Here is a 23,673-nt window from a genome sequence, read left to right on the forward strand (position 1 = left end):
ACCCGCTTCGCCAGTTCGCCTCGCTGGCGCCAATAGCCGAAAGGTTTGGAAAGCGCCCGGTTTTGTGCCTATCATTTATGCGGCGCAACGAAGCAGTTGCACAAAGCGTCCTCGGGGCGCCGACGGTATCGTGGACAAGGGGTGAGGCATGGCCAAGAATTCGGACGTAACGGTCATCAAGAAATACGCCAACCGTCGGCTCTACAATACCGGCACCAGCACCTATGTGACGCTGGAAAACCTGGCCGCGATGGTCAAGAGCAACGAGGAATTCGTCGTCCAGGATGCCAAGTCCGGCGAAGACATTACCCATTCCGTCCTGACCCAGATCATCTTCGAGCAGGAGAACAAGGGCGGGCAGAATTTGATGCCGATCGCCTTTCTGCGCCAGCTCATCAGCTTTTATGGCGACCAGATGCAGATGGTCATCCCTGGCTATCTGGAGCAGACGATGAGCGCCTTCACGCGGGAACAGGAGGGATTTCGCGACAAGATGTCCGGGCCCCTGGCCCACTCGCCGATCAAGATGATGGAGGCTCAGGTCGTCCGCAACACCGAGATGTTCCGGAAGGCTATGGCGGTGTTCAATCCGTTCGTCGCGGGGGCGATGAACGAGGGGGAGAAAGGCGAGAGCGCGTCGGCGCAAGGCTCGGACAGCGACGCAGCGTCCGGCCAGGAGGACCTGAAAGCGATGCGCCAGCAACTCGCCGAAATGCAGAAGCGCATTGAGGCCATCGACGGCAAGAAGAAGGGCTGAGGCCTCGCGTCCCGAGACCGGAAACGCTTCACGCCAGCTTCCTTGGCCCCCAAACGCGAAAAAGGCCGGTTGCTGAAACCGGCCTTTTCGATTCTGAGTCAGGATATGGCTGCCCCATTCTGGCGCAGGAGCCGACATCCGCCACGGATCGCGGCCGCCCTCACGTCATCATGCCCAGACACCGATCTGCCGCGTGCGCCTGATGACGCATGGCGTCAGCTTCGGTGTCAGGCTTTTTCCTTGATCGTCAGGATCTGACGACCGCGATACATGCCGGTCTTCAGGTCGACGTGGTGCGGCCGGCGCAGCTCGCCCGAATCCTTGTCCTCGATGTAGGTCGGCGCCTTCAGCGCATCCATCGAACGGCGCATGCCGCGCTTCGACGGGGATGTTTTGCGTTTGGGTACGGCCATGTTCTGCTCCGTTCGGGCTGTCGGGCGATGGCCCGCGAGGCGCATCGGCGACGTCAGTCTGATCTGTTGTGCGCCAACGCCAGGAAACGTCCCGCTTCTTCGCGCCGCGCTTTCACGTCCGAAGCCACTGCGATCACGCTGCGATCGCGGCAAGGCTTCACCATGACGGGAATTCGAGGGTGCCCATAGCAAAGCCAAGCGTCTTTGGAAAGGGGGCGAGGTGAAAACCGTCAGCTCACCTTCGCCGGTTTCAGGCAGCCGATATAGTCGCCGGACCGGCTTGCGAGACGTTCGACGCGGCGGGCCAGCCGATCCACGCTCTTGCTCGGGTTGGCCGGGCTGCGGGTCCCCGGAGCCGGCAGTGTGACGGCGAGGAGCGCTGCCTGACGGGCGTTGAGCTCGGAGGCGGGGCGGCCGAAATAGTGCTGGCTCGCCGCGCCGACACCGTAGACCCCCGTGTCCCACTCGACGATGTTGAGGTAGATTTCCATAATGCGGCGCTTCGACAGGATGGCATCGGCGTAAAGCGCCAGCGGCGCTTCCAGTCCCTTGCGCAGATAGGACCGCCCGTTCCACAGAAACAGGTTCTTCACCATCTGCATCGGGATGGTCGAGGCCCCGCGCGTTTCCTCGCCCGCCAAGGCCTCCTCGACGACGGCGCGCATTTCGCCCCAATCGATGCCGCGATGCCGGCAGAACTGCCCGTCCTCCGACATCATCACCGAATAGACCATCACCGGGGCGACATCGTCGATCGAGACCCACTCGCGGAGCATCGGCCGGAAGCTGAAATGATCGGCCAACATGAGCGTCGAGATCGGATGCACTGCGCGGATGGCATAGACCGGTGTCAGGATGAGCGGAATCGCCCCAAGCAGCAGAACGATCAGGAAAGCGCCGGCAAAAATACGGCGCATCAGAGCGGACCGCCGCAACAGGCGCCCGGACTATCCAAGATGCAAAGGCGACCGTGAAGGCTCATGAGGAGCGTTCTAGCCGGGTCGCCGGGGCGCCGCAACGCCGCTTTGCTTGACCGGCGGCACGACATGGGCAAAGCCGGAACGCGAGGGTTGGGGAGCAGGGATACGCGAATGAGCGCGAGTGAATTTGAAACGCGGCTGGCCGCGTCGGCAAAGGCGGTCGAGGCCTATCTGTCGCGCTGCCTCGGCGGCTCGGACCGGCTGCTGGCGTCCGCCCCCGAGCGGCTTCTTGGGGCGATGCGTCATGGTGCGCTCGGCGGCGGCAAGCGGCTGCGGCCGTTTCTGCTTGTGGAGAGTGCTCGCCTGTTCGGCGCCGATCCGGACGAGGCGCTCGGTGCGGCGACCGCGCTCGAATGCGTCCACTGCTATTCGTTGGTCCATGACGATCTGCCGGCCATGGACGACGATGCCATGCGGCGCGGTAAACCGACCGTTCACAAGGCGTTCGACGAGGCGACCGCGATACTTGCCGGCGACAGCCTGTTGACGCTTGCCTTCGGTTTGATCGCCGATGAGGACGGTCTTTCCCCCTCCGCGCGGATCGGCCTCGTCGCTCTGCTCTCGCGCGATGCTGGGGCGGCGGGCATGGCGGGTGGTCAGGCGCTCGATCTGGAGGCCGAGGGGCGCACTTTATCGGAGGAGGAGATCGCGACGATGCAGGCGATGAAGACCGGCGCACTGATCGCCTGCGCCTGTGAGGCCGGGCCGGTAATCGCCGATGCGGCAGCGCCCGATCGTGCCCGGTTGCGGCGCTTCGGCGAGATCCTCGGGCTCGCCTTCCAACTTTCCGACGATCTCCTCGACGAGACGGCGGACGCCGCGACGCTCGGCAAGGCGGCGGGCAAGGACCGGAGCCGTGGCAAGAAGACGCTGCCCGCGCTGAACGGCATCGCCTGGACGCAAGATCGCCTCGCCGAACTCGTGGCGCAGGCCGAAGCGGAACTGGCCCCCTATGGCGAACGAGCTATGACGCTGATCGAGGCGGCGCGGTTCGTAGCGGAGCGACGGCATTAGCCGAGCGGTTGGCCCGGACTATATTCAATCGCGAATCCGCTTGACGGCCTGAGATTCTGGGAGGCTACTAGCTCTGTTTTCACCTGTGGAGGTCGCGATGAAGATCGTGGTCATTGGCGTGTTGGGAAGCGCTATCCTGTTTTCGTCGGCGGCTCAGGCGCAGAGCTGCTTTGACCTTTGGTACGAGAGAAACCTGATCTATGCCGAAAACGGCTACTGTTTCTCGACGAGTCTCGGCCGGCGTACCTTCGCAAGCTTCGACTGCTGGACCTCCAACCCCCGGCTGACGGCGGCCGAGCAACGGCGGGTTGCCGCCCTCAAGGCCGAAGAAAAGCGGCGTGGTTGCAAGGTCAATTGACGCGGGGCGCGACGCCTCGAATGCCGTACGATCCGGGTTCCCGAACGAACGGTTTCAGTTCTTCATCACCACGCAGGAGCCGCCGGCGCCGCGCAGTCGCTGGCAGAGCTGGTCGGCCTCGCCCCGCGTCTCGGCGCCGATCCGCACCGCGTAGATCCGAGCCCGCCCACCGGCGCGATCGCGCAGGACAATCGGCGTCTTGCCTCCCAGAATCCCGGAATAGGTCGACTGCACGCGGCGAAACATCTGCATCGCGACCGACTGCTTCACATGGCCGGCGACCTGCACGCCCCAGGGTCGCATCGGGGCGCTTTCGACAGTGGCGAAGATCGCCCGCGTCTTCATGATGGGCAACCGGGCGCAGCTTTGCAGGAATTCGCGTTCGGCTTCGAGCGGTTTCGGCTCCAGTTCGTTGCCGTCTTCCTTGAACCAGTCGGCCGGACGAAAGGTGATGGCGTTGACATATTCCTCGGTCTCATAGGGGAGCGATCCGCCATTGGCGACCCAGCCTTTCACCCTGTTGATGCCGCCATTGTAGGCGGCCGCGGCAAGCCCCCAATTGCCGAGTTCAGCCTTCAGGTCGCTGAGATAGAGCGCCGAGTGACGGATGGCTGAGACAACGTCGTAAGGATCGGCGAGGCCGCGTTCGTCAGCCGTATAGGGCATGAACTGGGCGATGCCCTGTGCGCCGACGGGAGAGATCGCGCCGACGTCGAAGCGGCTCTCCTTCCAGATCAGCCGGGCGAAAAAATCCCGCGACATGCCGACGGCATCGGCGTTCGTGGCGATCAACTGGCAGATATCGGCGGAGACCGGCTTTGACGTCTGCAGCGCTGCGGCCTTGGCGGGCCTTTCGTCGGGTGTCCGGCTTGGGTCCGCGCCGATCCCGGGCGGGGTGGCCGGATAGGCGAGGGCCGGCAGGGTCAGCGATGAGGCGGCATCGTTATCGGCCGGGGCGGCCCGAGTCGGCGTGATGGCGACGAGAGCGAGAATCCCGGCGGCGACGCTGAGGCAGGCAAGCCGAAATGGGAAAAGGTCGTCTTGCATCGGATTTATCCGCATCGGGTCGGCCGGCGCGCGGACAAACCTGCCCCGGCTCCCCGCTACTATGACGAAGCGGCGGTCCGGCGGAAAGGCCGACGGAAGAACGCGACAGGATCCTGGCGGGGCGGCCGCCCGGTGGCGACTATTCCGCCGCCTGCTTTTCTCCGAAGCGGCGTTCGATATAGGCGGCGACCATCGCCTGAAACTCGGTCGCGATGTTCGGCCCGCGCAGGGTCACGGTCTTCTTGCCGTCGACGAAGACCGGCGCGGCCGGCGTCTCGCCGGTTCCCGGGAGCGAAATGCCGATATCGGCGTGCTTGGATTCGCCCGGCCCGTTGACGATACAGCCCATCACCGCGACGTTGAGCGCCTCGACGCCGGGATATTTCTCCCGCCAGGCCGGCATGTTGACACGCAGGTCCGTCTGAATCTTTTCGGCGAGTTCCTGGAAGACGGTCGAGGTGGTTCGGCCGCAGCCGGGACAGGCGGCGACGATCGGCACGAACTGGCGAAACCCCATCGTCTGGAGGAGTTCCTGGGCGACCTGCACCTCGCGGGTGCGGTCGCCGCCGGGTTCCGGCGTCAACGACACGCGGATGGTGTCGCCGATTCCCTCCTGGAGCAGGATGCCCATCGCCGCCGAGGACGCGACGATGCCCTTCGAGCCCATGCCGGCCTCGGTCAGGCCGAGGTGCAGTGCATGGTCGGTGCGGCGTGACAGATCGCGGTAGACAGCGATCAGATCCTGCACCTGGCTGACCTTGGCCGACAGAATGATGCGATCGCGCGCAAGTCCGGTTTCCTCGGCGAGCGCCGCCGAAAGCAGCGCCGACTGGATGATCGCCTCGCGGGTCACGGCGCGGGCCGAACGCGGTTGCGGCAAGTCGTTGTTGGCGTCCATCAGCCGGGTCAAAAGCGCTTGGTCGAGCGAGCCCCAATTGACGCCGATCCGCACCGGCTTGTCGTAACGGATTGCCGTTTCGACAATCGCGACGAACTGCCGGTCCTTCTTTTCCTTGAAGCCGACATTGCCTGGATTGATGCGGTATTTGGCGAGCGCCTCGGCGCAGGCCGGATGGTCGGCTAAAAGCTTGTGGCCGATATAGTGGAAGTCGCCGACCAGCGGCACGGTGACGCCCAGACGGTCGAGCCGTTCGCGCACTTTCGGCACCGCCGCGGCGGATTCGTCGCGATCCACCGTGATCCGCACGATCTCGGAGCCCGCCTCGGCAAGGGCGGCGACCTGCGCCACCGTCGCGTCGATGTCGGCGGTGTCGGTATTGGTCATCGACTGCACAACGACCGGCGCGTCGCCGCCGACCACCACACCTGCAACATCGACCCCGACGGTGCGGCGGCGCGGCGAAGGATCGGCGTCGACGGTGACGATAGAAGGCTGAACGGTCATGGCGAACCCTGAGGACATGTGCTTTCCACCTGCGAGGTGGCGTCTTGGCGCCGGCTTGTCAATTCGGTCGGCCACCGATCGCGGAACGCGAAGGCCCTGCCGGTTTCACCCTGCTGGCAATGTTCGTCGCGATCGGCGGATTTGCTCCGGCTTAACCAACAGCATCATTTGCATTCTTCGACGGGAACCCAAACGGCGTTCAACGGTTTGTGATGGTGACTGTTGTCAAAAAAACGATCGGACCTCACCATGAGCATCGGTACTATCCTTCTCGTCATCCTCATTCTCCTCCTCATCGGCGCGCTGCCGTCGTGGGGCTATTCGCGCGGCTGGGGCTATGGCCCGTCGGGCATTCTCGGCCTGATCGTCGTCGTGATCCTGGTCCTGCTTTTGCTCGGACGGATCTGACGGCCATAGCCTGACTGGTCACGAATATTAGGGGACCGGCTTCGTGCCGGTCCCCGTCCGTCGTTGCGCGTTACCATGGTCGGCGCCGGCCATCAGAGCCGACATCGCGAGAATGACTACCAGTAGAGTCGACATCCCAAGGAATACGGCGGGAAAACCGAAGCGATCCGCCAGGAACCCGATCGCGGCGGGCGCGATCAAGATGCCGGAATAACCAAAGGTCGTCGCGATCGCGATGCCGATGCCCGGCTTCAGCCCATCGATATTGCCGGCTGCCGAAAAGGCGATCGGCACGATGTTGGAGAGGCCGACGCCCAGCAGGGCGAAACCGGCGAGGACGGCGGGAAGATTGCTTGCCGCGCCGATCAGCACCAGACCCGATACCGCAATGATGAGGGATAGGCGCACAGTGCCGACAGCGCCGATCCGGTTGCGAATCCTGTCGCCGGCGAAGCGGAACAGGGCCATCGTGGCCGAAAAAGCCGCGAAGCCAAACCCCGACGCGGCGATGTCGACGTTCAGATCTTCGCGGAGATAGATTGCGCTCCAGTCGATCGCCGCGCCCTCCGGCACCATTGCGAACAACGAAAAAATACCGATCGCCAGGGCCGTGGCGAGAGCCGTGCGATCCCGCCTCGCGGCCGCGATCAGGCCGGCCAGCCCAGCCGCCTTCTGGTCGTCGTCGATCGGGGTGGCTTGCCTGTCTTCCAGCATGTGCCGCCATACGGGCCAGAGCATCGCGAGGGCAAAGCCCCCGACGAGGAGCGTGTGTCCGACCGGCCCGATCGCCGCGATGACGGCGCCGCCAGCGCCGGCTCCGACAAATCCGCCGATCGACCAGAAGCCATGAAAGGACGACATGATCGCCTTGCCGGCACCACGCTCGACGGCGACGGCGTTGGCGTTCATCGCCACATCCATGCCGCCCAGCATCATGCCGTAGAAGAAGATCGCCAGAGCGGCGAGGGGCACTGTCGGCGCCAGCGCCAGCAACGGCAGGGCGAATGCCAGCAGCATTTGCGTTATGAGCACGGGTCGCCGCGAGCCGCCCTTGGCGATCGTCATGCCGATCAGCGGCATCGCGGTCATGGCGCCGAGCCCGAGCACCAGAACGAACAGGCCGAGCGTCGACTGGGAGATGGCGAGCCGGTCCGCCAGCACCGGCACCTGCGGCGCCCAACTGCCGAGCACGAAGCCGTTGACGAAAAAGGCAATGGCGGCGGCGATGCGCACACTCGGCATCGTGAAGAACAGCCGGTTGACCCAGCCGACCGCGATCCGCCGCCCCTGATTCAAAGTGACAATCCCCGGAAGACCTGCACGACGCTTATTCCCCGCGCAGATAGGCATGCCAATAAGACAAGCCGATGAGACCACCGCCGATCATATTGCCGATCGTCACGAACAGAAGGTTCCAAAGGAACCAGCCGACGGTAAGCCCGGCAAACGCATCCGGTGTGGACGCCGTCGTCGTCCAGAACTGTTCGCCGGCGAACCACTTCGTCATTAGGCCGATCGGTATGATGGACATGTTGGCGATCGAATGCTCAAAGCCCGCGGCGACGAAGGTCGAAATCGGCCCGACGATCGCGAGGATCTTGCCCTGCACCGTTCGCGCGGCGAGCGCCAGCCAGATGGCCAGACAGACCAGCATGTTGGCAAGAATTCCCGCGGCGAAATTGGCGTAGAAGGTGTCGCCGGTCTTTCCCGAGGCGACCTTGAGCGCGTTGAGACCCACGGCACCATCGCCGATCATGTAGCCACCGGCAACGACGAACAAAATCGCAATGATCAGCGATCCGACGAAATTCCCGGCATAGACCATGCCCCAGAACCGCCACATCGTGGGCGCGGTCGAGCGTGTGGCGTACCCGTTGAATCACCAGCATCGTGTCACCGGTGAAAAGCTCCGCCCCGGCGACGACCACGAGGACCAGGCCGACCGAGAAGGCGACACCGCTGAACAGACGCGAGAGCCCGAACAGGCCATCATTGCCCGCGCCGGTTACAAGGTAGAAGATCGAGCCGAAGGCAATGTAGAAGCCCGCCAATATCGATAGGACGGCGACGTCGATCGCCGGCTTCTTCACCTTCCCAGACAGATAAACGACCGCGTTGGCCGCCGTTTCCTCCGGCGAGCGATCGCCCACGCCGGAGAATGTCGATCTGGTATCCGTCTTCTGATCCTGCATCGAGACCATCGTTGTTGTCCCCGTTGGAGCGCATCAGGCCCAACATGAACACTGCGGTTCCCACGGCAATGACGATGGGCGAGATCGGCTACTATTGCCCGTAGACCACCAGCAGATCCTTGGCGTCGATCTGGGCGCCGGCGGTGACATGCACGGCCTCCACCGTGCCGTCCCGCTCGGCGTGCAGCGCGGTTTCCATCTTCATCGCCTCGATCGACAACAGGACGTCGCCGGCCTTGACCGCCTGGCCCGGCGCAACGGCCAGCGTCGAGACGACGCCTGGCATGGGCGCGCCGACATGATTGGCGTTGCCGATCTCGGCTTTCGGCCGGACCGCGGCGCCGGACGCGCCGTGGGCGCGATCGGGCACCTTGACCCGCCGCGGCTGGCCATTGAGCTCGAAGAACACCGTCCGCATGCCCTTTTCGTCGGTCTCGCCGAAGCCGAGGCAGCGGATGACCAGGGTCTTGCCGCGCTCGATGTCGACGAGAACCTCCTCCTCCTGGTCCATGCCGTAGAAATAGGAGGGCGTCGGCAGCATCGAGACCGGGCCGTAGAGTTCCTGGATCGCGGCAAAATCAGCGAAGACCTTGGGATACATCAAATAGGAGGCGAATTCCGGGTCGCTCACCGGCCGCTCGAGCTTCGTCTCGATGGTGGCGCGCTCGGCATCGAGATCGGCCTCGCCGAGCAGCGAGCCGGGCCGCACGGTGATCGGCGTCTCGCCTTTCAGCACCTTCGCCTGGATATCCGCCGGCCAGCCGGACGGCGGCTGGCCGAGGTCGCCACGCATCATCGCCACTACCGAATCGGGGAAGGCGAGATCCTTGGCCGGATCCAGCACGTCGGCGACGGCGAGATCCTGACTGACCATCATCAGCGCCATGTCGCCGACGACCTTGGACGAGGGCGTCACCTTGACGATGTCACCGAACATCCTGTTCACGTCGGCATAGGTCTGGGCGACCTGGTGCCAGCGCGCCTCGAGGCCGAGCGAGCGGGCCTGCTCCTTCAAATTGGTGAACTGCCCGCCGGGCATCTCATGCAAATAGACTTCGGAAGCGGGACCCTTCAGGTCGCTCTCGAAGGCCGCGTACTGGGCCCGCACCGCCTCCCAGTAGAAGGAGATGCGCCGGATCGCGTCCGCCGACAGGCCCGGATCGCGATCCGTCCCCTTCAACGCCTCGACGATGGAGCCGAGGCAGGGCTGCGAGGTGTTGCCGGAGAAGGCGTCCATCGCCGCGTCCACCGCATCGACGCCGGCCTCGATCGCGGCTAGCACGGTGGCCGCGGAAATGCCGGAGGTGTCGTGGGTGTGGAAGTGGATCGGCAGGTCGGTCTCCTCGCGCAGCGTCTTGAACAGGACGCGCGCGGCGGCGGGCTTCAACAGACCCGCCATGTCCTTGACGCTGAGGATGTGGGCGCCGGCGGCCTCCATCTCCTTGGCGAGGGCGACATAGTATTTGAGATCGTATTTGGACCGATCCGGATCGAACAGGTCGCCGGTGTAGCAGATCGCGCCTTCGCAGAGCTTGCCGGCCTCGCACACGGCATCCATCGAGACCCGCATGTTCTCGACCCAGTTGAGGCAGTCGAAAACGCGGAACAGATCGACGCCGCCCTTCGCCGCCTCGGAAACGAAGCGCTTGACGACATTGTCGGGGTAGTTGGTGTAGCCGACGCCGTTGGAGCCGCGCAGCAGCATTTGCAGAAGGATGTTCGGCGCCTTCTCGCGGATCAGCGCGAGCCGCTCCCACGGATCTTCGGTGAGGAAGCGCATGGCCACGTCGAAGGTCGCGCCGCCCCAGCATTCGAGGCTGAGAAGCTGCGGCAGGGCGCGCGCATAGGCGTCGGCGATGGCGACGATGTCGTGGGTCCTGACGCGGGTCGCCAGCAGGGATTGCGGCCCGTCGCGCATCGTCGTGTCGGTGATCAGGACCTGCGGCTCGGCGCGCATCCATTCGGCGAAGCCCACCGGGCCGAGGGCATCGAATTTCTGGCGGGTGCCATCGACGATCGGTGCCTTGAACAGCGGCGGCACCGGGGCGACCTGCCCTTCGACGGGACGGGGGCGGTGTTTCGTCTCCGGATGGCCGTTGACCGAAACGTCGGCGAGATAGGTCAGGAGCTTGGTGGCGCGGTCGCGACGCTTGACCTGGCTGAACAGCGCCGGCGTGTCGTCGATGAACTTGGTCGTGTAGGTATTGTCCCGGAATTTCTCGTGGCCGATGATCGCCTCGAGGAAGGTCAGATTCGTCGCCACGCCGCGGATGCGGAACTCGCGCAGCGCCCGATCCATGCGGGCGATCGCCTCCTGCGGCGTCGGCGCCCAAGCCGTCACCTTTTCCAGCAGCGGATCGTAGAAGCGCGTGATGACGGCGCCCGAATAGGCCGTGCCGCCGTCGAGGCGGATGCCGAAGCCGGTCGCGCCGCGATAGGCGGTGATGCGGCCATAGTCGGGAATGAAGTTCTGTTCCGGATCCTCGGTGGTGATGCGGCACTGCAGAGCATGGCCGTTGAGCTTGATGTCTTCCTGGAGCGGCACGCCCGATTCCGGCGTGCCGATCGCGGCGCCGTCGAGGATGTGGATTTGCGCCTTGACGATGTCGATGCCGGTCACCTCCTCGGTGACGGTGTGCTCGACCTGGACGCGCGGATTGACCTCAATGAAATAGAAGGCGTCGGTGTCGGCATCCATCAGGAACTCGACGGTGCCGGCGCCGACATAGCTGGTGGCGTCGGCGAGCTGGCGGGCGTATCCGGCGATCTCGCGCCGCTGGGCGTCGTTCAGATACGGCGCGGGCGCGCGCTCGACGACCTTCTGGTTGCGGCGCTGGATCGAGCAATCGCGCTCGAACAGATCGACAACGTTGCCGTGGGTATCGCCGAGAATCTGCACCTCGACATGACGGGCGCGCTCGACGAGTTTTTCGAGATAGACCTCGTCCTTGCCGAACGCCGTCATGGCCTCGCGCTTGCCCTCGATCACCTCGCGCTCGAGGTCCTTTTCGGCGCGGATCGCGCGCATGCCGCGCCCGCCGCCGCCCCAGGACGCCTTGAGCATGACCGGATAGCCGATTTCCGCGGCCATCTCGCGGACCTTTGCCATGTCGTCGGGCAGCGGCTGGGTCGCCGGCACGACGGGCACGCCGACCTCGACGGCCAGATTGCGCGCGGCGACCTTGTTGCCGAGCCGGCGCATGGTGTCGGCGGTCGGGCCTATGAAGACGATGCCGGCCTCGTGGCAGGCATCGACGAATTCCGGACTTTCCGACAATAACCCGTAGCCCGGATGGATGGCGTCGGCGCCGGACAGCCTGGCGACGCGGATCACCTCCTCGATCGACAGATAGCTCTCGATCGGTCCCATATCCTTGGCCAGATGCGGGCCACGCCCGACCTGATAGCTCTCGTCCGCCTTGAAGCGGTGGAGCGCCAGCTTGTCCTCCTCCGCCCAGATCGCAACGGTTTTCAGACCGAGTTCGTTGGCGGCACGAAAGACGCGGATGGCGATTTCGGATCGGTTGGCGACAAGGATCTTGCGGATGGCCAAGGACTGCTCCTCCTACTAAAGTCGCGCGACTTATAATCGCTTTCGCCGATCGCTCAAGATTGCGGTGGCGCAGCATGTTTCGCAAGTGCGAAGCGCCGCGATGCCCTCGTGTCAGCGGTTGCGAATCAGCGGAATGCGGCTCGGCCAGCCGAAGCGCTGCTCCTCGCGCACCAGGGTGAACAGACCGGAGACGCCAACCAGCGCCATGCCGACCATCGCGAGACCGTCCGGATATTCGCCGAAGAAGGTGGCGCCGATGACGGCGGCCCAGACGATCTGGCTGTATTGGGTGGGGGCTACCCGGGCGGCGGGGGCGAGCCTGGTCGCGAAGACGATGAGCAGATGGCCCATGCCGGCGAACACGCCGCCGAGCAGGAGAACGGGCCAGAGGGCGGGGCCGGGCGTTTCGAAATTCGGGATCATCAACACGCCATTGACGACGATCCCGGCGACGAGAACGGCGCCGATCAGGGTGATCCGCCGCTCGGATGGGCCGAGGACGCGCAGGATGATGACGGTCGCCGCGCCGCAGATCGCGACGAGGATGGCGGCGAAATGGCCGGGCAGGATTTCCCGGAAGCCGGGCCTGACGACGAGCAGGACCCCGATGAGGCCGCCGAAGACGGCGAGCCAACGCCGCCAGCCCACGGGCTCCTTCAGCACCACACGGGAAAACACCGTCACGAAGATCGGCAGAAGAAAGATCAGGGCGTAGGCCTCGGCCAGCGGCAGGGTTGTGAAGGCGATGACACCGCCGATGCCGCCGAGCGTGCCGCTCAACATCCGCAGTGCCAGCAGGCCGGGACGCTTGGGCACGAAGACGTTGCCCCAATTGTCTTCCGGGCGCTTGGTGAACAGCGCCGGCAGCAGGGCGAACAGCGATACGAAAAAGCCGATCTCGAAGATCGGCAGGTCGGAGCCAATCCACTTCAGGCTGGCGTCGGCGCCGGCAAAGGAAAAATAGGCGGCGAAGGCCAGGAGGATTCCGGCTTGCATGACTGACGATCCGAGAGGGCGGCGGGAGCCTGTCGCTATGCTAACCCCGTCTTATGATGCAACCGAATTCGCCCGCGTTCACGGTGCCGGCCGGATTTTCTCGCTGCCTGTGTCGCGATACCCACCTCCAGACGCGAAAAAAGGCAGCGAGGGGGAGCTGCCTTTTTCCGTCTGCATAGAGCGATCGAGGGGGGATGATCGCTTGGGGTGTCTGAATAATGCGGGGGCGTGAAAGAGGTTCCAAAAAAAATCGCGCCAGACAAAACTTTTTTGCGCCCGCCAATCGCGAAGCCCTCGAGGCGGTCCGTCGGCGGCCTCCCAGGCGGCCGAAGTCGTTGCAAATCAATGCAGAACCTTTTCCAAACGATGCGTGATCCCACATAGCGATACGCATGGCAGAATTTTCCCCCGTACAAGAAACCGTCCGCTACGATGGGACCAATGTCACCGCCGTGCTCGGGCCGACCAACACCGGCAAGACGTTCCTGGCGATCGAACGGATGGTGGCCCACTCGTCCGGAACGATCGGCCTGCCGCTGCGGCTGTTGGCGCGCGAGGTCTATCAGAAGGTCTGCGACCGGGTAGGGCCGGCGGCCGTCTCGCTGATTACCGGCGAGGAGAAGATCAAGCCGCCCAATGCGCGCTATGCCGTCTGCACCGTCGAGGCGATGCCGCGCGCGCCGAATACCGCCTTCGTCGCGATCGACGAGGTGCAATTGGCCGGCGACCTCGAACGCGGCCACGTCTTTACCGATCGCATCCTGCATGCTCGCGGACGCGAGGAGACCCTGCTGCTCGGGGCGTCGACGATGCACGGCGTCTTGCAGCGCCTGTTGAAGGGCGCCCAGACGGTGACGCGGCCGCGCCTGTCGAACCTCGTCTATGCCGGTTCCAAGAAAATCACCCGCCTGCCGCGCCGCACCGCCATCGTCGCCTTCTCCGCCGACGAGGTCTACGCCATCGCCGAACTGATTCGCCGTCAGCGCGGCGGTGCGGCCGTGGTCCTCGGCGCGCTCAGCCCACGCACCCGCAACGCGCAGGTTGCGCTCTATCAGTCGGGCGACGTCGATTTCCTGGTCGCGACCGATGCGATCGGCATGGGGCTCAATCTCGATGTCGATCACGTCGCCTTCGCCCAGGACTGGAAGTTCGACGGCTTCCAGTACCGCCAGCTCACCGCTGCCGAATTCGGCCAGATCGCCGGTCGCGCCGGCCGGCATCTGCGCGACGGGACCTTCGGCGTCACCGGCCGGGTCGATCCGCTGCCGGGCGAGCTCGCCGAAGCGCTCGAAGCCCACGCGTTTCAGCCGGTGCGGGTGCTGCAGTGGCGCAGCCGAGACTTCGATTTCGCCTCGATCGCTGCGTTGAAGGACAGTCTCGACCGGCCGCCGCCCTGCCCGGAACTGACGAAATCCCTGCCCTCGGTCGATCAGCGGGCCCTGGAGTACCTGTCGCGCGATGCCAATGTCGCGGATCTCGCGCGGGGCCGGGAGCGGGTGGAGCTTCTCTGGGAAGCGTGCAAGCTTCCCGATTATCGCCGCATCGCTCCGGCGCAGCACGCCGAGATCATCGCAGCGATCTACGTCGATCTCGCCGTCCGCGGTCATGTTGCCGAAGACTATATGGCCAGCCAGGTCAATCGTGCCGATCGCACCGACGGCGACATCGACACCCTGTCCCAGCGTATCGCCGAAATCCGGACATGGACCTATATTTCACACCGCCCGGAATGGTTGGCCGATCCGACACACTGGCAGGAAAAGACACGCGCCATCGAAGACCGTCTTTCCGACGCGCTTCACGACAGGTTGACGAAACGCTTCGTAGACCGCAGGACAAGCGTCTTGATGAAGCGGCTGAGAGAGAACGCGTTCATGGAAGCTGAGATCAGCGGCGACGGCACGGTCGTGGTCGAGGGCCACACTGTCGGGGAGCTGCAGGGGTTCAGGTTCACGCTTGACGGCAAGGCCGAGGGCCAGGACGGCAAGGCGGTGCGCGCGGCCTCGCAAAAAGCCTTGGCTGGTGAGTTTGAAAAGCGGGCCGAGCGCTTTGCCAACGCGCCGAACGGCGACATCGCGCTGGGCTCCGACGGATTGATCCGCTGGCTCGGCGCGCCGGTGGCGAGCCTTGCCGCGAGCGACGACCCGCTGAAGCCGAAAGTCGTCCTGTTCGCCGACGAACAACTGAGCGGTCCGGAGCGGGACAAGGTCGCGGCGCGGGCCGAGCGCTCCGTCACCTATCAGGTCTCGACGGTGCTGAAGCCGCTGGTCGACCTGAAATCGGCCGAGGGTCTGGAGGGGACCGCGAAGGGGCTCGCCTTTCGCCTGTCCGAGAATCTCGGCATGGTGCAACGCCGCGACGTCGCCGAGGAAGTCCGTTCGCTCGATCAGGACGCGCGGGCAGCGCTGCGGCGCTGCGGCGTGCGCTTCGGCGCTTATCACATCTTCATCCCGGCGCTGATCAAGCCGGCGCCGGCGGCCTTGCTGACGCTGCTGTGGGCGGTGAACAAGGATGGACGCGAGCGGCCCGGCTATGGCGAGGTCACGCATCTATTGGCGACCGGCCGGACGTCGGCGGTCGCCGATCCGGCTATCGATCCGGTGTTCTTCGGCCTTGCCGGCTATCGGCTGCTCGGCCGCCGGGCGGTGCGGGTCGACATTCTGGAACGTCTCGCCGATCTGATCCGGCCGGCGCTGGCCTGGAAGCCGGGAACGGGAAAACGCCCCGAGGGTGGCTATAACGGCGCACAATTCCTGGTGACGCCAGCAATGATGTCGATTCTCGGCGCCACCGCCGAGGACATGGAAGAGGTGCTCAAGGGCCTCGGCTACCGCCCCGATGGCATCGAGGCGGGCACGGTCGAAGCCGAGATCCAGCGTCTCGACGCCGAGACCAAAGCGGCCGAAGTGGCAAGCCGGGCCGAAGCCGAGCGCAAGGCGGCGGAGGCCGTCGCCACGCTCGAAACGCCGCAACCGCAGGACGAATCCGGCGACGCCCCGGCCACGAGCGAAGCCGCGGACGCGCCGGCGGAGGAGCAACCGTCCGCCGAATCGAGCGATGGTTCTACCGCCGACGCGGTTGTGCCGGTGGCGGCGGTCGCGTCCGAGGAAGTCGCCAAGGGAGAGCCTGCCGCCAGCACGGCCGACTCGGTCGCAGCGACCGACGACACACCTGCCGCGACAAGTTCGGTGGAGTCGCCCGTGGCGGAAACGGCGCCGGACGAAACGGCGGTTGGCGAGCCGGCCTCCGAGTCCGATGGCGAGCCGGCCGCGCCGAAGCTCGTGCAGGTCTGGCGGCCGCAGCGCGCCGGTGGGCGAGCGGGCAATCGCCAGGGTCAGCGTGGCAAGGGCCGTGAGACCGGCGGCGGGGCGGCCGCCCCGGAGCGCGGCCAGCGCTTCGGCAAGGGCGGCCAGAAAAGCGACGGCGGAACCGAGAACGAGCGCCAGGCCAAGGGGCGGTCGAATCGTGACTGGAAGGAGCGCGGCGAGCGCAAGGAGGGTGGCGGTGGCCGCCGCTTGGACAAGCCGCAAACCTCATACAACAAGCCGGTGCAGACAAGGCCGCAGCGCGTCGACCCGGATTCGCCCTTCGCCAAGCTCGCGGCGCTCAAGGACAAGCTTGGCAAATAGTCCCGAAAGCGGTTCCGATGGCTGACGGAGCGGGGCAGCGCATCGACAAATGGCTCTTCTTCGCGAGAGTCGTTAAGTCGCGCAGCCTTGCCCAGAAGCTCGTCCAATCGGGCGGCGTGCGGATCAACCGCGACAAGACGACCAATGCGGCGCGTTTGGTGCGCGCGGACGACACGTTGACCGTGTCGATCCACGATACGGTTCGCATCTTGAAGATTCGCGACTGCGGCACCCGCCGCGGGCCGGCGAGCGAAGCGGCGGAATTGTACGAGGATCTGTCGCCGCCGGAGGAGACAACCAGGCGCAAGGATGCCGAGCTGCCCAAGGGCGGCTACATGCCGCCGAAACGGCCACCGAACAAGAAAGAGCGCCGCGCGCATGAGCGCCTGCGCTGGGGCTGAGCGGCCCCGGGGTTGATCGCGCCCGGCTGGTTCCGGCCAGGCGTCACCCGATGGCGACGGCTCAGTCGCCTTCGCCGGGCTCGGGCGAGAAGTATTTCTCGAACTTGCCTTCCTCGCCGTCGAACTTTTCGCCGTCGGCTGGACCTTCCCGCTTGATCGTGATGTTCGGCCATTTCTCGGCGTATTCGGTGTTGATCGTCAACCATTTGTCGAGGCCCGGCTCGGTGTCCGGCTTGATCGCCTCGGCCGGGCATTCCGGCTCGCACACGCCGCAGTCGATGCACTCGTCGGGATGGATGACGAGCATGTTGTCGCCCTCGTAGAAACAGTCGACCGGACAAACCTCCACACAGTCCATGTATTTGCACTTGATGCAGTTGTCGGTCACCAAATAGGTCATGACGGAACCTCGGTCTTGTCGGACCCCGTTCGGAAGGGGCCGGTCCTTGCGCGAGCGACAGTGCCGGCTCGAACGCCGGCGCATCCTCGTTTCGCCCGGACGTAACCGCTCGCTCGAAGGCTGACAAGGGCAAAGCATGTCGCGGCATGGGCACTTCGGCGGAATGGATTTCTACGCGCCGGGCAAACGCCGCCCGCGTCGCAGACGCCCCCCAGTTGTCGACGTCGCAGCGCGGGTATAAAAGCGCGCGCACGCCGTCCGGCTGGCCGGATCGCGGCGACCCTTTCGGGAGCTTCCCATTCTCCGAACCACCTTCCATACGGCGTCGATCTTCGGACTGGCCTTGGCCGGAGCCATGCTGGTTCCGGCGTTGACGGATTTCGCCAAGGCCAATGACGACTGGCGAATTTTCGTGTTTTCCGCCGTCCTCGTCGCGATCATCTGCATCCTCGTCGCCGCCGCCACTCGGGGCGAACGCGTTCCGTTCACGCCCCGCCTCGGCTTCCTGCTGGTAACGTCGGTATGGTTGGTTACCGCCGGCATCGGCGCCCTGCCGCTATATTTCGGCTCGGTCAACGTCAGCTTCGCCGGTGCCTTCTTCGAATCCATGTCCGGCCTGACGACGACTGGATCGACCGTGATTTCCGGTCTCGACGCACTCCCGCCGGGCCTTCTTTTGTGGCGCTCGCTGCTGCAATGGCTCGGCGGCATCGGCATCATCGGCATGGCGATTCTGATCCTGCCGTCGATCCGGGGCGGCGGTCTCTCCCTGTTCCACATGGAGAGTTCGGACAAATCCGAGAAGATCCTGCCGCGCGTCAACCAGTTGGCGGCCGGCCTGATGGCCGCCTATGCGGTGCTGACGGTGCTCTGCGTCATGGCTTATGCGGCCCTCGGCATGAGCTTCTTCGATGCCGTGAACCATGCGATGACGACGTTGGCGACCGGCGGGTTTTCGACCCACGACTCCTCGATGGGCTATTTCGACGACAACGGCATCCTGGCTGTATCCAGCCTGTTCATGGTGCTCGCCTCGCTTCCCTTCGTGATCTACATCCGGGCGCTGCTGCCGCTCCGGTTCCAGCGCTGGAACGATCCGCAGATTCCGGTTTTCCTGGCGACCTGCCTCGTGCTGAGCGTCGCTTTGGCCGCTACCCGCCATGCTCTCAACGCGACGCCCTTCAACGAGGCGTTCGTCAGTTCGGCGTTCAACCTCATTTCGGTGATCACCACCACCGGGTTTGCGTCAGAGGACTATACGCTCTGGTCGAACGCCGCGACGGGCGTCTTCTTCCTCGCCATGTTCCTGGGCGGTTGCGCCGGGTCTACGGCCGGCGGGATCAAGGCCAACCGGCTGGTCATCCTCTTCCTCCTCGTCAAGGCCAGCGCCCGGGGGCTGTTCCGCCCGCACGCGATTCGACGCCTGCGCTACGGCAATCAGGAGGTGACGCCGGAATTGCTGCAGACCGTGACGCTGTTCGTCTTGTTGTTTTTCGGTGTCCTGCTGACCGGCACCGTCGTGCTGACCTCGCTCGGGCTCGACTTTCTGACAGCCTTTTCCGGGGCGCTGACGGCGCTCGCCAATGTCGGTCCGGGATTTGGCCAGATCATCGGCCCGGCCGGCAATTTCGGCAAATTCTCCGATTCGACGCTCTGGGTGCTCTCGGCAATCATGCTGCTCGGGCGGCTCGAGATCGTGACGGTTCTCGTTCTCCTCTTCCCCGCGACCTGGATCGATTGAACGTCGCGGAGCTTCTTTGACGCCGCGACGTTCGACGTCGCCGCACGAGGGTGGAGCCGCCGGTCGCAACGCCTCGCCTACCAGGGTGCCGAGAGTTCGAGACGAATGGTGATCCCGACTGGATTCGAACCAGTGACCCTCAGATTAGGAATCTGATGCTCTATCCTGCTGAGCTACGGGACCACGCCGGGCGCACCATAATCGAATCCCGCCGCCGGCGCCAAGCCTTGTTCGATGAGGCGGATTGGGCCAGCGCCGCCGCCCGTCGTGGCCGCCGCGCAAAGCCTGGCCCACGCCCGCGCAGGGAGATCGCGGCCGCTACGGCGCCCACGGCGCGGGGCGCGCCTGGGCGACCGTATTGTCGTCGCCCGGTAAATGCGTTTGAATGAAACAAGGCAAGTCTCGTGGGGGCCGGCTTCCGACCGCTGTCGCGCGACCGGCAATTTGGGTCGGGGTTTCCACGGCCTTGTGCTATCGAGAGTTACCTCATTGGTGAAAACTGGAGCAGGGCGGGATCGAATTGACCGGATATGATCGACGTTTCGGCCTTGATCTTGCCAGCGGCTTCATCGCTCTGATCGTCTTCAGCTTCGTCATCAACATCCTGCTTCTGATTCAGCCAATCTATCTGCTGCAGATCTATGACCGCGTGCTGTCGTCGGCCTCCGTCGAGACGCTGGCGTTCATTTCCGTCATCGCGGTGGCGGCGCTGGTCTTGCTCGGCGCGGTCGACGCGATCCGTTCGATGATCTGCGGCCGGATCGCCGCTCGGCTGGAGGCCGGGACCGGCGCTCGGGCGCTCATCGGCGCGATGCGCGGCCCGCGAGCCTCGCTCGGCGACGTCCAGCCGCTGCGCGATCTCGCCACGGTCCGCGGGTTCATATCCGGCCGCGCCCTGCTGGCCTATTTCGACCTGCCCTTCGTTCCGTTCTTCATCGGGATTCTCTATTTCATCCACCCGCATCTTTTCTGGCTGACGCTGGGTGGCGCGACCGTCCTGGCTTTGCTCGCCTGGGCCAATCAGCACGCGATGCAGCGCCCGGTCGGCGAAGCCGGCGAGCAGGCGATGGCCGCGATGCTCGCGGCGCAGTCCTTCGCCCGCGGCGCCGAAAGTATCACGGCGATGGGCATGGTGGGCAATGTCGTGGGAGCATGGGGCGGACAGGAAGCGCGGTCGCTCGACGCGCAGGACCGGCTGAACCGCATCAATGCGATCTATGCCGGTGTCTCCCGCACGCTTCGCATCGGATTGCAGATCGCCATCCTCGGCTATGGCGGCTATCTGGTGCTGGCAGGCGAAATGACCGCCGGGATGATCTTCGCCTCCTCGCTGATTTCCGGTCGCGGACTCCAGCCGATCGACCAGGTCATCGCCGGGTGGAAGCCCGCCGTCGATGCGCGCAAGGCCTGGGGCCGGCTAAGCGTGCTGCTCGCCGTGCTTGGAACCAAACCAACCGCGACCGATCTGCCCGATCCCGTCGGGCGCCTGTCGCTCGAGAATGTCGTCGTGTTTCCGCCCAATGCACCGAACGCCGACCCGTTGCTCAAACGGATCTCGGCCGAGATTCCGGCCGGCGACTGCGTCGTGGTGGTTGGCCCCTCGGGCGCCGGCAAATCGACGCTCATGCGCGCCATCGTCGGGGGCCTCGAGATCCGTTCGGGCGCCATTCGTGTCGATGGGGCCGATATCCGCAACTGGGACAGGGAGAATCTCGGACGCCATGTCGGTTATCTGGCCCAGGACGTTGAGCTCCTACCGGGGACGATCGCGCAAAACATCGCCAGATTCGATCCCGACGCGCATGATGAGGCAATCATCGATGCGGCGAGGAAAGCCGAGGTTCACGACCTGATCCAGCGATTGCCGAAGGGCTATGACACGATCATCGGGCCGGCGGGACAGCAATTGTCCGGCGGACAACGCCAGCGCGTCGGTCTGGCCCGGGCATTTTATGGATCGCCGAAGCTGCTCGTTCTCGACGAGCCCAATGCCAATCTCGACACCGAAGGCGAGATGGCGCTGGACAAGGCGCTTGCATCGGCCCGCGAGGGGAAGGTGACGGTGCTCCTGGTCACACAGCGCCGGCCGATTGCCGAACGGGCCGACAAGATCATGATCCTGCGCGACGGGGCCGTGCAGGATTTCGGGCCGCGGCAAGAGGTGTTCGCGCGCCAGGTCCAGAAGGCGAAGGCGGCCCAGGAGGCCGCGCGGGCGGCTTCCAACGATCGGGCGGAGGCCTCGCCGGCATCGTTCCCGGTCGTCACCGGGCGTTTTCCGGCCGTGGTCGCCGGCGGGCGGAACCCCGAGACGGCTGACAGCTGACCGGCGGCTTGATGGCGCGGTCGCCGACAATGGAGCGGATACCCATGACGAAGAACGGCGACGGCTGGGCTAGCGACGTCAAGACCGGAATACGCCTGATCACCGTGACGGGAGTCGCGCTCTCGGCGATCTTCCTGTTGGGCTTCGGGGCTTGGGCCGCACTGGCGCCGCTGGCGAGCGCCGCGGTCGCGCCGGGGGTGGTCGCGGCGGCCGGCAAGAACCAGGGGGTCCAGCATCTGGAAGGTGGGATCGTACGGAGCATCCTCGTGCGCGAGGGCGAGCGCATCAAGGCGGGACAAGCGCTGTTCGCCCTGGATCCGACAGCTCCCAAAGCGCAACGCAATCGTCTGCAGAAACAGATGGTCGGCCTGGAGGCGCGGACCGAGCGGCTGACCTCCGAGCGCGACGGCCTGGAGATGTTGTCGTTTCCGCCGGTGTTGCGTCAGTTGGCCGGGACAGAAGGCATCGGCGATCTTCTCATCGAGCAGGAACGCGAGTTCACCGCCCGATTGGACCGTCACCGCCAGGAACAGGTGATCATGGGCCAGCGTGTCCAGGCCCTCCGCGAGCAGATCGAGGGGATGACCGCGCAGCAGACGGCGATCGAGCGCCAACTCGAAGTCGTTCGGGAGGAAGTGTCGCGCAAGCGCACGCTGCTGGACAAGGGCCTGACCAATCGCTCGGAATATACCGCGCTGCTTCGCAGCGAGGCAGATCTGGTCGGTCAGGTAGGGCAGGGTGTTTCCAGCATTCTGGCGGCGAAAATCCAGATCGTCGAAGCGCAGGCGCAGCTGGCGCGGCTCGAAACGCAGCGCGTCGAGACCGCGGTGACGCAGCTCAATGAAATCCGGGCGCAGATCTCCGATACCGAAGAACAGCTGCGGTCGGCCGAGGATGTGCTCGATCGCATCATCGTTCGTTCGCCGAGCGATGGGATCATCATCAAGATGAGCGTGAATGCCTCCGGCAGCGTAGTGGGGCCTGGCGATCAGCTCCTCGAACTCCTGCCGACCGGCGAAGATCTCCTCATCGAGGCTCGGGTCTCGCCGCAGGATGTCGACGTCATCTCGCTCGGACAAAGGGCCCGGCTGCGGTTCAGCGCGCTCAATACGCGCACCACGCCGACCGTGGAGGCGAAGGTCACCTATCTTTCCGCCGACCGGCTGATCGACCAGACCACCCGGCAACCCTACTACACCGCCCGGCTCAGCATGATCGACGACCTGCCACCCGAAATCAGCCGCGACCAGATTTATCCGGGCATGCCGGTGGAGGCCTATATCGCGACCGGCGAGCGCACCTTCCTGGAATATCTCGCCAAGCCCATCACCGACAGTTTCTCAAGGGCCTTCCGGGAGGATTGAACCGCTCGGCATCGCCTCACCGCACCGTGGGGTCGGCCTGGGCGATCAGCATCGCTGAGCCCTCCTGCAACCCGACGACGATCTCGCCGAGCGCCTCGTTCGATTGGGTCAGGATCGAATGGAACGGCACGTCGACATCGGCCAGCGGCCATTTCGCGCCCACGACTGTCAGTCCCGACAGATCCGAGAATTTCAGGATCGAGAATTGCGCGCCGGGGGTCAGATCGAAGCGGCGCGGCTCCGGGGACAGCGGCCAACCATGCTCACGGCCGTCGAACAGCTCGACATCGAGGCCGCGCGCGGCAAAGCGCAGCGCCAGGATGAGATGGGCGAAGGCATGGTCGCTGCGTGGACCGCCGAGCGCGCCGACAAGCAGCAGCCGGCTCGCGCCCCGAGCGACCGCCGCGTCGATGGCGAGTTCGCCGTCGGTCTGGTCCTTGTCGCTCGGAAAGGTCTCGCGGGGAATGTCGGAGAATTCGCCGGCCGCAATCGCCGGGCTGGAATCGAAATCGCCGACCCACAGTTCCGGGGTGAGCCCCAACGCCGTGGCATGGCGAATTCCGTCGTCGGCGGCGATCACTCGCGTGCCGGATACTGCATTAACAAGGGCGGGTGTCGGATCGACGCGGCCGGCAAGAAGAATCGTGAAGCGCATGGCGCCGTGATCTAGCGCGTGGAAGCGGCGAAGGGGA

At 65.1% G+C, this 23,673-nt stretch carries 19 protein-coding genes, 1 tRNA gene and 1 pseudogene; 9 read left to right on the top strand and 12 right to left on the bottom strand.

All coding sequences use genetic code 11. From position 1 onward, the window contains the following. Window positions 1–148: 148 nt before the first annotated feature. Window positions 149–757 carry a polyhydroxyalkanoate synthesis repressor PhaR gene (phaR, locus tag VQ045_RS03980; RefSeq protein WP_331829237.1) on the top strand — a complete coding sequence of 203 codons (609 nt, stop codon included), beginning with the start codon at window positions 149–151 and terminating at the stop codon, window positions 755–757. A 227-nt stretch (window positions 758–984) separates the two neighbouring features. On the opposite strand, the gene rpmF is transcribed toward phaR, so the two are convergent. Next, on the bottom strand, window positions 985–1,170 hold the full coding sequence (gene rpmF, locus VQ045_RS03985; RefSeq protein WP_327623189.1) for a 50S ribosomal protein L32: 186 nt from the start codon (window positions 1,168–1,170) through the stop codon (window positions 985–987). Between the two features lie 230 nt (window positions 1,171–1,400). Continuing rightward, the gene (locus VQ045_RS03990) at window positions 1,401–2,087 is read right to left on the bottom strand and encodes a biosynthetic peptidoglycan transglycosylase (protein WP_331829238.1); all 687 of its coding nucleotides are present in this window, start codon (window positions 2,085–2,087) and stop codon (window positions 1,401–1,403) included. Window positions 2,088–2,261: 174 nt separating this feature from the next. Between VQ045_RS03990 and VQ045_RS03995 the strand changes: the two genes are divergently transcribed. Next, window positions 2,262–3,164 carry a polyprenyl synthetase family protein gene (locus VQ045_RS03995; RefSeq protein ID WP_331829239.1) on the top strand — a complete coding sequence of 301 codons (903 nt, stop codon included), beginning with the start codon at window positions 2,262–2,264 and terminating at the stop codon, window positions 3,162–3,164. Window positions 3,165–3,261: 97 nt separating this feature from the next. Then, window positions 3,262–3,522, top strand: coding sequence for a YARHG domain-containing protein (locus VQ045_RS04000; RefSeq protein ID WP_327623192.1), 261 nt, complete (start codon window positions 3,262–3,264; stop codon window positions 3,520–3,522). Window positions 3,523–3,576: 54 nt separating this feature from the next. On the opposite strand, the gene VQ045_RS04005 is transcribed toward VQ045_RS04000, so the two are convergent. Further along, on the bottom strand, window positions 3,577–4,569 hold the full coding sequence (locus tag VQ045_RS04005; protein WP_327623193.1) for a lytic transglycosylase domain-containing protein: 993 nt from the start codon (window positions 4,567–4,569) through the stop codon (window positions 3,577–3,579). 139 nt (window positions 4,570–4,708) lie between these two features. Beyond that, window positions 4,709–5,974, bottom strand: coding sequence for a flavodoxin-dependent (E)-4-hydroxy-3-methylbut-2-enyl-diphosphate synthase (gene ispG, locus VQ045_RS04010; RefSeq protein ID WP_331829240.1), 1,266 nt, complete (start codon window positions 5,972–5,974; stop codon window positions 4,709–4,711). A gap of 249 nt (window positions 5,975–6,223) precedes the next feature. On the opposite strand from ispG, the gene VQ045_RS04015 reads away from it, so the two are divergent. Then, window positions 6,224–6,382 (top strand): DUF3309 family protein, encoded by a 159-nt coding sequence (locus VQ045_RS04015; protein WP_327623195.1) that lies wholly within the window; start codon window positions 6,224–6,226, stop codon window positions 6,380–6,382. A 27-nt stretch (window positions 6,383–6,409) separates the two neighbouring features. Here the strand turns inward: VQ045_RS04015 and VQ045_RS04020 are convergent, their stop codons facing one another. The 5 genes and pseudogenes from VQ045_RS04020 to VQ045_RS04040 form a co-directional block, all read right to left on the bottom strand. Next, window positions 6,410–7,678, bottom strand: coding sequence for an MFS transporter (locus tag VQ045_RS04020; RefSeq protein WP_331829241.1), 1,269 nt, complete (start codon window positions 7,676–7,678; stop codon window positions 6,410–6,412). A gap of 31 nt (window positions 7,679–7,709) precedes the next feature. Beyond that, a complete protein-coding gene (locus tag VQ045_RS04025) occupies window positions 7,710–8,225 on the bottom strand; it encodes a formate/nitrite transporter family protein (RefSeq protein WP_331829242.1) in 516 nt (171 codons plus the stop codon). An 85-nt stretch (window positions 8,226–8,310) separates the two neighbouring features. Next, a pseudogene (locus VQ045_RS21950) lies at window positions 8,311–8,583 on the bottom strand (formate/nitrite transporter family protein); the annotation flags it as partial. Window positions 8,584–8,665: 82 nt separating this feature from the next. After that, on the bottom strand, window positions 8,666–12,127 hold the full coding sequence (gene pyc, locus VQ045_RS04035; RefSeq protein WP_331829244.1) for a pyruvate carboxylase: 3,462 nt from the start codon (window positions 12,125–12,127) through the stop codon (window positions 8,666–8,668). Between the two features lie 111 nt (window positions 12,128–12,238). Then, window positions 12,239–13,123 carry a DMT family transporter gene (locus VQ045_RS04040; RefSeq protein ID WP_327645529.1) on the bottom strand — a complete coding sequence of 295 codons (885 nt, stop codon included), beginning with the start codon at window positions 13,121–13,123 and terminating at the stop codon, window positions 12,239–12,241. A gap of 392 nt (window positions 13,124–13,515) precedes the next feature. Between VQ045_RS04040 and VQ045_RS04045 the strand changes: the two genes are divergently transcribed. Then, entirely contained in the window at window positions 13,516–16,752 is a 3,237-nt protein-coding gene (locus tag VQ045_RS04045; RefSeq protein WP_331829245.1) for a helicase-related protein, read from the top strand. Between the two features lie 17 nt (window positions 16,753–16,769). Then, a complete protein-coding gene (locus VQ045_RS04050; RefSeq protein WP_327645525.1) occupies window positions 16,770–17,153 on the top strand; it encodes an RNA-binding S4 domain-containing protein in 384 nt (127 codons plus the stop codon). A gap of 61 nt (window positions 17,154–17,214) precedes the next feature. On the opposite strand, the gene fdxA is transcribed toward VQ045_RS04050, so the two are convergent. Continuing rightward, a complete protein-coding gene (fdxA, locus tag VQ045_RS04055; protein ID WP_327623201.1) occupies window positions 17,215–17,553 on the bottom strand; it encodes a ferredoxin FdxA in 339 nt (112 codons plus the stop codon). Between the two features lie 343 nt (window positions 17,554–17,896). Here fdxA and VQ045_RS04060 point away from each other — a divergent pair, with 343 nt between their 5' ends. After that, on the top strand, window positions 17,897–19,294 hold the full coding sequence (locus VQ045_RS04060; protein WP_331829246.1) for a TrkH family potassium uptake protein: 1,398 nt from the start codon (window positions 17,897–17,899) through the stop codon (window positions 19,292–19,294). Between the two features lie 106 nt (window positions 19,295–19,400). On the opposite strand, the gene VQ045_RS04065 is transcribed toward VQ045_RS04060, so the two are convergent. After that, window positions 19,401–19,477: transfer RNA gene (locus VQ045_RS04065), tRNA-Arg, on the bottom strand. 337 nt (window positions 19,478–19,814) lie between these two features. On the opposite strand from VQ045_RS04065, the gene VQ045_RS04070 reads away from it, so the two are divergent. Then, window positions 19,815–21,617: a type I secretion system permease/ATPase gene (locus VQ045_RS04070; protein WP_331829247.1), complete on the top strand. Its 1,803-nt coding sequence runs from the start codon at window positions 19,815–19,817 to the stop codon at window positions 21,615–21,617. 44 nt (window positions 21,618–21,661) lie between these two features. Beyond that, on the top strand, window positions 21,662–22,981 hold the full coding sequence (locus tag VQ045_RS04075; RefSeq protein ID WP_331829248.1) for an HlyD family type I secretion periplasmic adaptor subunit: 1,320 nt from the start codon (window positions 21,662–21,664) through the stop codon (window positions 22,979–22,981). A gap of 16 nt (window positions 22,982–22,997) precedes the next feature. Here the strand turns inward: VQ045_RS04075 and VQ045_RS04080 are convergent, their stop codons facing one another. After that, window positions 22,998–23,636 carry a thiamine diphosphokinase gene (locus VQ045_RS04080; RefSeq protein WP_327645517.1) on the bottom strand — a complete coding sequence of 213 codons (639 nt, stop codon included), beginning with the start codon at window positions 23,634–23,636 and terminating at the stop codon, window positions 22,998–23,000. Between the last annotated feature and the right edge of the window lie 37 nt (window positions 23,637–23,673).

This window comes from Aurantimonas sp. E1-2-R+4, assembly GCF_036549515.1.
Classification (GTDB): Bacteria; Pseudomonadota; Alphaproteobacteria; order Rhizobiales; family Rhizobiaceae; genus Aurantimonas; species Aurantimonas coralicida_A.